The organism is Arthrobacter sp. 05T444 (assembly GCF_056395905.1).
Genome location: NZ_JBFTKK010000001.1, coordinates 156,641 through 169,609 on the forward strand (window position 1 = coordinate 156,641; position 12,969 = coordinate 169,609).

Sequence of the window (12,969 nt, forward strand, 5' to 3'; positions counted from 1 at the left end):
AGCCGGCCGCGCTGGGCTGCTTGCTCAGGGGGCCTTGGCCTCGACGATGGTGAGGGCCGTAGTGGACGTGTCATCAGCGGTGAGTGGTGGCCGTGGCCCCGACGGGCCGTCCTGAGTGTCTGCGCTGTCCTGGTCGCCCAGCCCGTCCTGCGGGACTGGGCTGGGCCGGGTGTCCGGGGCGTCCGTGCTCGCGGGGCCGTCCTCAGCAGGGATAGGCGTGACATGCACGGCATCAGCAGGGATAGGCGTGACATGCACGGCGGGCATCTGCTCGGAGACGTCGGTGGCCGCCGGCGCCGGAATCAGTTCAGGCGAAACCGGTCCTGGCCCCGCCGCATGGTTCGGCGGGCCCGCTGTCGGCCCGTCTGAGTCCGCCGGTGAAGTTGCCGGCGCGGGCGGTGTTGCCGGCTGCGGCAGGGGCTCCACACTGATGGGCTGCCCGCCGTACTCGGCGATATCGTCGGCCAGAGTGCTGAGCATGCTTTCCGCTTCGGAGATCATCACGGGGTCGTTGGCGGCGATCCCCTTGACGAGATACTGGGCCAGCGCGAATTCCGCGGACAGCGCGGCCCGGCGCAGCAGGTGGTTGTCCGGAGCGTCACGTCGGTGTTCGGAGTAGTGGCGCACCACAGCATCGACAAAATCCTGCTCGTTGGAGGCCACCAGCCATGCCAGGTCGTCTGCAGGATCGCCGATCCGCAGATCGGTCCAGCCGGTGACGGCCGTCACCCTGTCCTCTTCGACCAGCAGATTATCTTCGTGAAGGTCGCCGTGGACCACGCAGGGATTGAAGCGCCAGAGCGAGACGTCCTCCATGGCGTGTTCCCAGCGGCGGAGCAGCAATGGCGGGATCTTGCCCGTGGTGGCCGCCATGTCGAGTTCGTTGAGCCGGCGCTGCCTGAATTCGTTGGGTGTATAGCTGGGCAGATCCGCGTTGTTCACCAAGGCGCGGGGAAGGTCGTGGATGGCGGCCAGAGCCGTGCCGATCTCCTTCGCCAGCCTCCGGGAGCCGGCGGTCAGTTCTTCAACAGTGCGAGTCGAGCCACTTAGGTGGGAATAGACAAAGGTGGTCAGATTCTGCTGCCGGACGGTTCCGGCCACCGTTGGCATAAGGAACGGGAGCTCCGCCCGGATGGCCGGCGCGAAGGCGCGCAGCACCAGGAACTCCGTCTCCAGCCGTGTGCTGGCCTCTGCATGCCGCGGCGATCTGACCCGCCAGCGCTTGCCCTCGGAATCAAGGAGAAGGGCCGAGTCGAAGTCCGCCGGATCGTCCGGGGCGGAACTCACTGCAGTCGGGCTCAGTCCGGGGACTGCAGCGGTTGCCACAGCTGCCAATTCGATCGGTTCTCTTCTCACGCTTCCACGGTAGATTGACTCGCGTCCAAGACAACGATGTGTCGCGGCGAGTCTTGAGATCCAGCCGAAATAACACCGTTGCGCCGCCCGCGGAGAAGCGGCGGCAACCCGGTGAAATGTGAATTGTCACCCCGAGTCAGTACGGTGGATACATGAGTCATGCGGAGGCCGCTGCGCCGGTCATTAAGCCGGCGGGCCGAGCGCCCGAAAATCACCTGCCAGCGGGTGAGGTACCGGCAAACCATCTCTTCGATACCGTTCTTCCCGTGCGTCCCGCCTTGGTGAACCGCGGCTCCGCGGAGCGGATGAAACCAAACTTCGTGGACGGACTCCTGGCAGCAGGACGCGCCAGGGCCATGGTCCTCTCCGGCAGGCAGGCCTTGATCCACGGCGATGCCCTGGTCCTGGCAGACGCCGGCCAGCTGCGGGACAGGATCCACAACGCCGAGTCCGGGCCCTCGCTCATTGTCTACCTGGGCGCTGCACTCGGTTCCCCCGGTCTACCGGCTGGGACGGAGATCCTCCTTTTCATCCTGCCCGAGCAGATGGAGCCGGGAGCCGCCGGACTCCCCTCGGATGCTACCTGGGAAGGCTTCCGTGACGTCGCTGCCCGGCTGGACCCCACCCATACGGCCCTATTCGTAGAGGCCAGCGCCATTGCCAACTGGCATGCCTCCCATACCCATTGCCCCCGCTGTGGCACGCCGACAACAGTGGAGACCGGCGGCTGGGTACGGCGATGCCCGGCTGACAACTCCGAACACTATCCCCGTACTGATCCCGCCATCATCGTCACAGTGGTGGGCCCGGACGGCCGCCTGCTCCTGGGCGGCGGCGGCCCCCTTGATGCCAAGAACTACTCCACGCTGGCCGGTTTTGTAGAACCGGGGGAGTCCCTTGAGCAGGCCGTGGACCGCGAAATCCACGAAGAAGTGGGCGTGCGGGTCAAGGCGTGCCAGTATCTGGGTTCGCAGTCCTGGCCCTTCCCCGCCTCCCTGATGCTCGGGTTCACCGCTGCCACGGATGACACCGAGGCAATGCCCGACGGCGTGGAGGTCACCCGGGCGCGCTGGTTCAGCCGGGAGGAACTCCAGGAGGCTGTGCTCAGCGGCGAGATCGTCATCTCCAGCAGATTGTCCATCGCCAGGTCCCTCATTGAACACTGGTATGGCGGCGTTATCCAGGACCGGCCCGCGGACGAATGACGCTGCGGGAACGCGGCAAAGGCATATCGCCTGCCTTTCGCGCCGGCGCATATGACCGGAGCGAGCACACCATCCATCCTTTCGACTGAGCAGCAGAAGTGACTACAGAAATTCCTGACGGCAATGCCTCCCTTGAGGACCGCATCCTTGGCGGCCTCGACGCCGAGCAACGTGAGGTCGCGAGCACCCTCGCCGGGCCGCTGTGCGTCCTCGCAGGAGCGGGCACCGGGAAGACGCGCGCCATCACGCACCGGATTGCGTACGGCGTGCACTCCGGGGTCTACAGTCCGCAGCGGCTGCTGGCCGTGACCTTTACCGCCCGGGCTGCGGCGGAAATGCGCAGCAGGCTGCGCGACCTGGGAGTGGGCAATGTCCAGGCCCGGACCTTCCATGCAGCGGCGCTGCGCCAGCTCCAGTTCTTCTGGCCGCAGGCCGTGGGCGGAACGCTGCCGAACCTGCTTGACCACAAGGCGCAGATGATCGCCGAGGCCGCCCGCCGGCTCCGGCTGAGCACGGACCGCGCCTCCATCCGGGACCTGGCCTCCGAGATCGAGTGGGCGAAGGTCTCCATGCTCACCCCGGCCAACTATCTTGAGAACGCACAGGACCGGGGAAACCCCGGCGGCTTCGACCTCACGGCCGTGGCCCGGGTGTTCCAGTCCTATGAGGACGTCAAAACAGACCGGAACGTGATCGACTTCGAGGACGTCCTGCTGATCACCGTGGGCATCCTGCAGGAGGACCCGAAGGTGGCGGCCACTGTCCGCGAACAGTACCGGCATTTCGTGGTGGACGAGTACCAGGACGTTTCGCCGCTGCAGCAGCGGCTCCTGGAACTGTGGCTGGGTGGCCGCGATGAACTCTGCGTGGTGGGTGATGCGAGCCAGACCATCTACTCCTTCACCGGGGCCTCGCCCAAGCACCTGCTTGGGTTTAAGGCCATGTACCCGAACGCCAACGTGGTGAAGCTGATCCGCGATTACCGTTCCACGCCCCAGGTGGTCAAGCTGGCCAATGACCTGCTTGCCGCAAGACGCAGCGGGGGTCCGGTGGCCGACGCCGCCTGGGCATCGCCGCTGAAGCTGGTCGCCCAGCGCTCCGCAGGCCCGGTGCCGGAGTTCACGGAGTGCTCGGACGATGAAGCCGAGGCCGCCACAGCGGCGCTCAAGATCCGTGGACTGATGGACGCAGGCGTCCCGGCGAGTGAGATCGCGGTCCTGTTCCGCACCAACGGGCAGTCCGAGGCTTACGAACAGGCCCTGGCCTCGGCCGGTATCGGCTATCAGCTGCGCGGCGGTGAGCGTTTCTTCGCGCGCAAGGAAGTCCGTGACGCCATTCTGCAGCTTCGGGCGGCAACTCGCGCGGCGGCGGAGTCGGCTCCGCAGCCGCTCGGGCAGCTGGTCCGGGACATCGTGGCCTCGCTTGGCTACACGGATTCCGCCCCGCACAGCGGTGGCGCGCTGCGCGAACGCTGGGAGTCACTGGCCGCCCTCGTGGCGCTGGCGGATGAGCTGGTGCTGAGCCGCGGGCCGCAGTTTACCCTCTCGGATTTCGTGAACGAGCTGCAGGAACGGTCGCTTGCCCAGCACGCACCCACCGTTCAGGGCGTCACACTGGCTTCGCTGCACGCTGCGAAGGGCCTCGAGTGGGACGCCGTGTTCCTCGTCGGGCTCAGTGAAGGCCTCATGCCCATTTCCTTCGCCGATACACCGGAGGCGGTGGACGAGGAACGCCGGCTGCTGTACGTGGGCATCACGCGTGCGAGGGAGCATCTGGCGCTGTCGTGGTCCACCGCCCGCACGCCCGGAGGCCGGGCCAACCGCAAGCCATCCCGCTTCCTGGACGGACTCCGGCCGGATTCCGTGATGAGCTCCTCCGCACGGGGCAAAGGTCCGGCGCCGCGCCGCAAGGCTGCTGTTCCGGCTTCCTGCCGCGTCTGCGGCAGCATGCTGTCCAGCGGCGCGGAACGGAAGGTGGGCCGCTGCGACCAGTGTCCGCCAAGTTACGAGGAACAGACCTTCAACGCCCTCCGGGAATGGCGGAAGGAAGTTGCCCTGTCCGCGGACGTGCCGGCGTTCGTCGTGTTTACCGACGCGACGCTCACCGCCATCGCTGAGGCGCGGCCTTCGTCCCTTGAGGAGCTGGCGCTCTTGGCCGGAATCGGCCCCTCAAAACTCGAACGGTACGGCGAAGCTGTGTTGGCGGTCCTGGTGGAAAGCAGCGTCCTCTGATGGCGGGGACGCAGCTGACGACGCACGATGGCTCACCCGTCGTCGTGCGCCGATCCGCCCGCCGGCGCCGCACCGTGGCCGCGTTTTGGGAGAACGGTACAGCCGTCGTCGCCATCCCCGCGCATTTCAGCCGGGCACAGGAAGCCGAGTGGGTCCGGCGGATGCTGGACAAGCTGAAAGTCCAGGGGGACCGGCAGTCCAAAGGCGGGCGGCGCCCCGCGACCGACTCTGCCCTTGCCAGCCATGCTGCGGAGCTTTCGGCACGCTATCTTGGCGGCAGGGCCGTTCCGACGTCGGTCCGCTGGGTCAGCAACCAGAACTCGCGTTGGGGTTCGGCCACGCCCGCTGACGGGTCCATCCGGCTTTCGGACAAGCTCCGCCCCATGCCGCAGTGGGTGATCGACTACGTGCTGCTCCACGAGCTGGCACACCTGCTGGTTGCAGGGCACAACGCCGCGTTCTGGAAGCTGCTGGAGGCGTACCCCGAAACAGCGCGGGCCAAGGCGTTCCTGGAAGGCGTTTCGTTTGCCACTTCGCGCGGCCTGCCAGCTGACGGGCCTGACCCGCAGGGGCAGGCCGACACGGCGGGGTTCCCCGCCGCCGTCGGCCCTTAGCTGCGGCGTGTCCTAGCCGCGGGTGTCCGTTCCCTCGGAACCGTCGTCCTTCTTGCTGCCATCGTCCTTCTTTGCGGCGTCTTCGGCCGTGCCGCTGTCTCCGGCCGGACCGCCGTCTTCCTCGGTCCCGGCCTCAGGAGTGTCGAAACCGCCGTTCAGGAGTTTCATCAGGGCGTCATCCACTTCGCTGTCGCTGGCTTCGGCCAGCTGGCGGCGTTCACTGAAGCCCTTGGGGTCGTCCAGATCCTCGGCGGTGGGGAGCAAATCGGGATGCTTCCAGATGGCGTCACGGCCCTCGATCCCGCGTTCCTGCTTGAGTGAGGCCCACAGCGTTGCCGCCTCACGGAGACGGCGCGGACGCAACTCGAGACCCACGAGCGAGGCGAAGGCGTGTTCGGCAGGACCGCCCGTTGCGCGCCGACGCCGCACCGTCTCGCGGAGTGCCGCGGCGGACGGGAGGACTTTTTCCGTTGCCGCCGAGGTGAGTTCGTCAACCCAGCCCTCAACGAGCGCCAAGGCGGTTTCCAGTTTCTGCAGTGCCTGCTCCTGCGCGGGCGTCCGCTGTGGCATGAAGACGCCCTGGGACAGGGCCTCCTGGATTCCTTCCGGGTTGCTGGGGTCGAGGTCGCGGGCCAGTTCTTCAATCCGGGAGGTGTCGATGTGGATTCCGCGGGCGTACGCCTCGATGGCGCCCAGCAGGTGCCCCCGCAGCCAGGGGACCTGGACGAACAGCCGTGCGTGGGCGGCTTCGCGGACGGCGAGGAACAGCCGGATGTCGTTTTCCGGCAGGCTGAGCCCCTCGCCGAACTTCGCAACATTGCTCGGGAGAAGTGCCATTTCCAGATCGGCCAGCGGCACGCCGATGTCAGTGGAACTGACCACGTCCGCGGAGAGCGCGCCGATGGCCTGGCCCAGCTGCATGCCGAAAATGGCGCCGCCCATGTTCTGCAGCATGGAGGAGGCGCCGCCCATCATGGACTTCATTTCCTCCGGCATCTGCTCCGTCATGGCGGTGGACAGGGCGTTGGCGATGCTGTTGGCCACTGGTTCGGTAAGACGTTTCCACGTTCCCAGCGTTTCCTCGACCCATTCGGCCCGGGACCACGCCCGGCCGATGAGGCCCGTGGCCGGCAGGTCAGTGACCTGGTCCAGCCACAGCTCAGCCAGCCGCAACGCTTCGTCCACCTCGCGGGACTGTGACGAGGAGACGGACGGATCGGAGCTGCTGGCGGCCACCCGCCGTGCGTTGTCGTGGGCGAGTTTCCAGTTGACCGGGCCCTCTGAGGGCGCGCTCATCATGGCCTGAACCTGCGAAAACATCTGCGCCAGGAGATTGGGGTCATCGGGAAGCCCCGCAGCCTTTGCCAGTTCGGCGGGGTCGATGTCGCCCATGCCCTTGCCGCCCATGAGGTTCTGCAGCATTTCCGCCAGCGGATCCTTAGGATTTTCGTCGCCGTTGGACGGATTGAGTGGGTTGGAGGTCATGATCCCGCCGATCGTCGGTGTGACTATTGATCAACTTCACGCTACCCCTGTGCGAGAGCGGCTGTCTGCCGAAAGGGCGTCCGTTCGCTGTAGGCAAAGAGCTTTCGCCGCGCCCGGACGCGTAGTGTTAGGAGTCGGAATGTTTGCAGGCTGCACCCGGCCGTTCGCTTGGTGCAGCCACAGTGCCGCGTTGGACGACGGCGGTGCGGAGAGGTTCTTCAGTGACGATAACCAAGGGCGATCAGCCCTCAGAGGAGTCCGCTGCTCCCGCTGCCGGTGGCGAACCGGCGGGCGCCCGCGGCTCCCGCCATTCCAGGGCGCGCGATCCCCGGGTGTCCGCCATGATGCTGTCGGGGCTTCTCGCCCTCGGCCTCGGCGTTACGGCCGCCGTCCTGCCGGTCCCGTACGTAGTGGAGTCGCCCGGACCCACGTTTAACACGCTGGGCAAGGACAACGGTAAGCCTGTCATCAGCGTCACCGGGCGGGAGACCTATCCGGCGAAGGGAAACCTCAATCTCACCACCGTCTATGTCGACGGCGGTCCCAACGGGCCGGTCAGTGTTTTTGAGGCGTTCTCTGCGTGGCTCGATGGTTCAAAGGCCGTTTATCCGCAGGAACTGATATTTCCGACGGGCGTGACGAAGGAGCAGTCACAGCAGGAGAGCGCCGTGGCCATGACCACGTCGCAGGAAAACGCGGTGGCTTCGGCACTGAAGGAACTCAACATACCCTTCGGGCAGAAACTTGAGGTCGCCGAGCTTTCAGAGGGTTCCGCCTCCCAGGGAAAACTGAAATCCGGGGATGTCTTTACCTCGATCAACGGCAAACCCATTACATCGCTGGTTGTCGTCCAGGAGGAACTGGCTGCCGGAAAGGGCCGGCCGGCCACTGTCGTCGTGGACCGCTCGGGAAAGCCCGTCTCGGAAACAATAACCCCCACCCGAAGCGATTCCGGCAGGTTCATCCTCGGCGTGCTGCTCAAATACCGCTTCATGTTCCCGTTCGACGTAAAGATTTCACTGGACAAGGTCGGTGGACCAAGCGCCGGCATGATGTTTGCGCTGGGGATCATCGACACCGTGACTCCCGGTGATCTCACGGGCGGGAAACACATTGCCGGCACCGGCACCATCAGCCCGGACGGCGCAGTGGGTCCCATTGGAGGAATCGCTGTCAAGATGCACGGCGCCCGGGCCGACGGCGCCACCATGTTCCTCGCCCCGGCCGCAAACTGCGCCGAGGTCACAGGGCACATTCCGGACGGTCTGCAGGTGGTCAAGGTCGAGAACCTGGACGAGGCGAAGCGGGCGGTGGAGTTGACGGCAAGAGGCGCGGACACATCGGGCCTTCCCACCTGCGCAAACAACTAGACTAAATGGAGGAACTAAGGCCCGGCGCCACTCGTGGCACTAATGACAGCCGTCGCCAGGGTGTGTGGCGGGCCGCGCAAGCTGACACGTGCATGGCGCCCAGCGCGCAGTGCGCGATGCATGTTGTCCCATGAAAACTTCAAATATCATCAGCAACTGACAAAGCTATGAGGTACAGAGTTTGTCCCGTCCTGCCAGCCCCACCCCGCCCGGAAGACTCCAGCCAAGGCGCGGTGCCTTGACGCCGACGCTCATTGTCGTAGCACTGGTTGTCGTCGGATTCATCTTCTTCGCCAATGTCTGGACGGACGTCCTCTGGTACCAGCAGCTGGGGTTCTTTGAAGTGTTCCTGACGGAAAACCTGGCGCGGATCAGCATCTTTGCGGCTGGCTTCGCCATCATGTTCGCCGGCGTGTTCTACGCCATCCGGATCGCCTACCACGCGCGTCCTGTGTACGCCCCCGACTCCGAGATCAGGGACAACCTGAACCGGTACCAGGCCCAGCTCGAACCCGTGCGCCGGGTGGTCATGATCGGCCTTCCGGTGCTGTTCGGGCTCTTCGCCGGCAGCGCGGCCTCCAGCCAATGGCAGAAAGTCCTGCTGTTCTTCAACCAGGAACCGTTCGGCCAGAATGACCCCGAGTTCGGACTCGACATCGGCTTCTACCTCATGACGCTGCCGTTCCTGGGCTTCGTCGTGGGGTTCCTCATCAGTGTGGCCGTCGTTGCCGGCATCGCGGGCATCCTCACGCACTACCTGTACGGCAGCATCCGGATTCTGGAACGCGGTATTTTCACGAGCCGCGCTGCACAGATCCACCTCGCCGTGACGGGCGCCTCATTCCTGATCCTCCTCGGCATCAACTTCTGGCTGGACCGCTTCGCTGCGGTGCAGAACAGCGGCGGCAGGTGGGCCGGTGCGCTGTATACGGACGTCAGTGCCGTCATTCCAACGAAGGCGATCCTGGCCGTTGCCGCGATCCTGGTAGCGATCCTGTACATTGTTGCGGCAGTCATCGGCAAGTGGCGGCTGCCCCTCATCGGCACGGCCATGCTGGTGATCACGTCCATCCTCGCCGGCGGCGTCTACCCCTGGGTCATCCAGCAGTTCCAGGTCCGGCCGTCGGAGCAGACCCTGGAAAAGAAATACATCGAACGCAATATCGGCATGACGCGTGCCGCCTATGGACTCGACCAGGTCAAGGTTGAACGCTACAACGCCACAACAACCACCACCGCAGGAGCGTTGGCGCCGGACGCGCAGACCACTGCTAACATCCGGCTTCTGGACCCGAACCTGATATCCGACGCCTTCTCCCAGCTTGAGCAGTTCCGCCCGTACTACCAGTTCCCCAAAGCGTTGAACGTGGACCGGTACGAGGTCAACGGGAAGATGCAGGACACCGTCATTGCTGTTCGCGAACTCAACCCGGATGGGCTCAGCGCCGATCAGCAGTCCTGGCTGAACAGGCACGTGGTGTACACCCACGGTTACGGCGTGGTTGCCGCGAAAGGCAACAAATTCACGGCTGACGGCAAACCGGAGTTCCTGCAGTCCGGCATCCCCTCGACCGGCGTGCTCGGTACTGACAAGACTTACGAGCCGCGGATCTACTTTGGCGAGGATTCGCCGGAGTATTCAATTGTCGGAGCGCCGCAGGGCGCGGCGCACCGCGAGCAGGACCGTCCTGCCTCCAAGGACGGCGGCGAGACCCAGTACACGTTCACCGGCAGCGGCGGCCCGAACGTCGGCAGCTTCCTCAACCGCGTGCTCTACTCGATCAAGTTCCAGTCCTCAGATCTGCTGCTGTCGGACGGCGTGAACGATGCGTCGCAGATCCTTTACGAACGCAATCCCCGCGAACGGGTACAGAAGGTGGCGCCTTACCTGACCGTGGACGGCAACGCCTATCCCGCCGTCGTTGACGGCCGGGTCAAGTGGATTGTTGACGGCTACACCACCAGCCAGTATTACCCGTACTCGCAGCAGGAGCAGCTCTCGGACGCCACCACGGATTCGCAGACGACGACCGGCCGCAACGTGGCTCTGCCCAACAGCTCCGTGAATTACATCCGCAACTCGGTCAAGGCCACCGTGGATGCGTATGACGGTTCGGTCACCCTGTACGCCTGGGACGACCAGGACCCCCTTCTCAAGGCCTGGCAGAAGGTCTTCCCGACGTCCCTTAAGCCCTACTCGGAGATGTCGGCGCAGGTCATGAGCCACGTGCGCTACCCGGAGGACTTGTTCAAGGTCCAGCGGGAGCTGCTGGGGCGCTATCACGTGACGGACCCGGTCAGCTTCTACAAGAACGACGACGCCTGGAGCGTTCCGAACGATCCTACGGTTTCGGATGCGGTCAAGCAGCCGCCGTTCTACATGTCCCTGCAGATGCCCGACCAGAAGAAACCGGCCTTCCAGTTGACGTCGGGCTACATTCCGCAGGTGGTGGACGGGAATGCCCGCAACGTCCTCTACGGCTTCCTCGCCGCGGATTCGGACGCGGGGAACAAGAAGGGTGTCAAGGCTGGTTCCTACGGTGAGCTGAGGCTCCTGCAGGTTCCGCCGGAGGCCCAGGTTCCGGGCCCGGGCCAGGCACAGAACAAGTTCAACTCTGATCCCACGGTGTCGCAGGCACTAAACCTGCTGCGGCAGGGTGCCTCTGACGTGCTGAACGGCAACCTGCTGACGCTGCCTGCGGGCGGCGGCATGCTGTACATCCAGCCCGTGTATCTCAAGTCCACGGGTGAGACTTCCTACCCGACGCTGCAGCGGGTGCTGGTGGCCTTTGGTGACAAGATCGGCTTCGCGCCCACCTTGGATGCCGCCCTGAACCAGTTGTTCGGCGGCAATTCCGGGGCGACGGCCGGAGACAAGGACAACAACGGGCAGACGCCCGCGCCGCCGGGCGGCACCACGCCTCCTCCGGCAGGCGGAACGGATGCCAAGGCTGCACTGAAGGCTGCCCTGGACGAGGCGAACGCAGCCATCAAGGCCGGCCAGGACGCCTTGGCCAAGGGGGACTTCGCAGCCTACGGCGAACAGCAGAAGAAGCTGGCGGCCGCCTTGAAGAAGGCGCTCGACGCCGAGGCGAAGATCGGCGCCACCGGAACGGCCGGCACGCCGACCACCCCCTCGGCCACGCCGACGCCTACGCCGAGCAGCTGACGCACTGACAGTGACAGGGCCGGTCCCGTGCTTCCGCAAGGAGGCCGGGGCCGGCCCTTTTGCTGTGCTGCCACCAATGAGGCCGCGCCGAGACGCAGATCACGTCGCCTCGATTTGGCCTCCCGTTCACCGAACGGTAGAGTTGTTCTTGCGACGCGGGGTGGAGCAGTTCGGTAGCTCGCTGGGCTCATAACCCAGAGGTCACAGGTTCAAATCCTGTCCCCGCAACTGAGGAAAGGCCCGGATCACCGCAAGGTAGTCCGGGCCTTTTGCTGTCTCCACAGGTTTCGTTTGCACCCGACGAGCGGGGTGGAAAGTGCGGCACCAAAAGTAGGGTAGTGTTGATCAAGCGACGCGGGGTGGAGCAGTTCGGTAGCTCGCTGGGCTCATAACCCAGAGGTCACAGGTTCAAATCCTGTCCCCGCAACCAGAAGAGAGGCCCTGACCGGCGATTGGCCGGTCGGGGCCTCTTGCTTTGCCCGTTCGTTTTGCCCAAGGGCCAGCGGTTCCTAGTATTCTCTTTCGCAGGGCCCGGAAATCCAGGCCGGCACACGGCCCCGCACTGGTCAGTCATTCTCGAGAGGAATGTAGTTCGATGTCCACAACCAAGAACAAGTCCGGCACGTCCGAAGGCAAGCGGTCCCGGCTCTACTGGGCAGTGCCTGCGGCGCTGGTGGCCATAGTGCTGGTGGTGCTGCTCGCGAAGTGGGTCACGGGCTTGTCGGGCGTCCGGTCCTTCATGGCGGACTACCCCGGACACTCTGAACTCCCCGCCGGAGCGCCGGTGGGCTTTCCGGCCTGGCTGGCATGGCAGCATTTCCTGAACGCCTTCTTCCTCCTGCTCATCATCCGGACGGGGTGGCAGGTCCGGACCACGACGCGCCCCAGCGGCTACTGGACACGGAACAACAAGGGGATCATCCGAACCAGGAACGCCCCCACCAAAATCAGCCTTGAACTCTGGTTCCACCTCACGCTTGATGCCCTGTGGATCCTGAACGGGCTCGTATTCGCTGTTTTGCTGTTCGCCACCGGGCAATGGATGCGGATCGTGCCCACCAGCTGGGATGTGTTCCCCAATGCGCTCTCGGCCGCGTTGCAGTACGCATCACTGAGCTGGCCCACTGAGAACGGCTGGGTCAACTACAACGCCCTGCAGCTCCTGACCTACTTCGTGACTGTCTTCATCGCCGCACCCTTGGCCTTCATTTCCGGGTTGAGGACGTCATCCGCCTGGCCGAAAAAGGCCACCGCCCTCAACAAGGCGTATCCGATTGAGGTCGCCCGTGCGATCCATTTCCCGGTGATGATCTACTTTGTGGCCTTCATCGTGGTGCACGTGTTCCTGGTCCTGGCCACCGGCGCGCTCCGGAACCTCAACCACATGTATGGCGGCAGCGACGACGTCAGCTGGGTCGGGTTCGGCATCTTCGCAGCCTCAGTCGCCGTGATGGTGGCAGCATGGTTCCTGGCGCGACCGCTCTTCCTGCGGCCCATCGCCTCCCTCATGGGCAAGGTCAGCAGCCGCTGAAGCGGCGG

General features: G+C 65.0%; 8 protein-coding genes and 2 tRNA genes. 8 read left to right on the top strand and 2 right to left on the bottom strand.

Features of this window, described 5'->3' with window-relative positions:
- Nucleotides 1–24 precede the first annotated feature (24 nt).
- On the bottom strand, nucleotides 25–1,356 hold the full coding sequence (locus AC1DD3_RS00735; RefSeq protein ID WP_476874587.1) for a macrolide 2'-phosphotransferase: 1,332 nt from the start codon (nucleotides 1,354–1,356) through the stop codon (nucleotides 25–27).
- A 152-nt stretch (nucleotides 1,357–1,508) separates the two neighbouring features.
- Here AC1DD3_RS00735 and nudC point away from each other — a divergent pair, with 152 nt between their 5' ends.
- The 3 genes from nudC to AC1DD3_RS00750 all read left to right on the top strand — a co-directional run bounded on the left by nudC (nucleotide 1,509) and on the right by AC1DD3_RS00750 (nucleotide 5,406).
- Entirely contained in the window at nucleotides 1,509–2,561 is a 1,053-nt protein-coding gene (nudC, locus tag AC1DD3_RS00740; protein ID WP_230119100.1) for an NAD(+) diphosphatase, read from the top strand.
- Between the two features lie 98 nt (nucleotides 2,562–2,659).
- A complete protein-coding gene (locus tag AC1DD3_RS00745; RefSeq protein ID WP_476874588.1) occupies nucleotides 2,660–4,792 on the top strand; it encodes an ATP-dependent DNA helicase UvrD2 in 2,133 nt (710 codons plus the stop codon).
- Complete coding sequence (locus AC1DD3_RS00750) at nucleotides 4,792–5,406, top strand: M48 metallopeptidase family protein (protein WP_230119102.1); 615 nt, start codon at nucleotides 4,792–4,794, stop codon at nucleotides 5,404–5,406. The genes AC1DD3_RS00745 and AC1DD3_RS00750 overlap by 1 nt, the downstream gene beginning before the upstream one ends.
- A 12-nt stretch (nucleotides 5,407–5,418) precedes the next feature.
- Here AC1DD3_RS00750 and AC1DD3_RS00755 read toward each other — a convergent pair whose 3' ends face one another.
- Nucleotides 5,419–6,891 (bottom strand): zinc-dependent metalloprotease, encoded by a 1,473-nt coding sequence (locus tag AC1DD3_RS00755; protein WP_476874590.1) that lies wholly within the window; start codon nucleotides 6,889–6,891, stop codon nucleotides 5,419–5,421.
- A 221-nt stretch (nucleotides 6,892–7,112) separates the two neighbouring features.
- Between AC1DD3_RS00755 and AC1DD3_RS00760 the strand changes: the two genes are divergently transcribed.
- The 5 genes from AC1DD3_RS00760 (at nucleotide 7,113) to AC1DD3_RS00780 (ending at nucleotide 12,961) form a co-directional block, all read left to right on the top strand.
- On the top strand, nucleotides 7,113–8,261 hold the full coding sequence (locus tag AC1DD3_RS00760; RefSeq protein ID WP_230119104.1) for a YlbL family protein: 1,149 nt from the start codon (nucleotides 7,113–7,115) through the stop codon (nucleotides 8,259–8,261).
- A gap of 181 nt (nucleotides 8,262–8,442) precedes the next feature.
- Nucleotides 8,443–11,430 (top strand): UPF0182 family membrane protein, encoded by a 2,988-nt coding sequence (locus AC1DD3_RS00765; protein ID WP_476874591.1) that lies wholly within the window; start codon nucleotides 8,443–8,445, stop codon nucleotides 11,428–11,430.
- Nucleotides 11,431–11,584: 154 nt separating this feature from the next.
- Nucleotides 11,585–11,658: transfer RNA gene (locus AC1DD3_RS00770), tRNA-Met, on the top strand.
- A gap of 125 nt (nucleotides 11,659–11,783) precedes the next feature.
- A tRNA-Met gene (locus AC1DD3_RS00775) sits at nucleotides 11,784–11,860 on the top strand.
- A 165-nt stretch (nucleotides 11,861–12,025) separates the two neighbouring features.
- Nucleotides 12,026–12,961, top strand: coding sequence for a cytochrome b/b6 domain-containing protein (locus AC1DD3_RS00780; RefSeq protein WP_476874592.1), 936 nt, complete (start codon nucleotides 12,026–12,028; stop codon nucleotides 12,959–12,961).
- The last annotated feature ends 8 nt before the right edge of the window (nucleotides 12,962–12,969 follow it).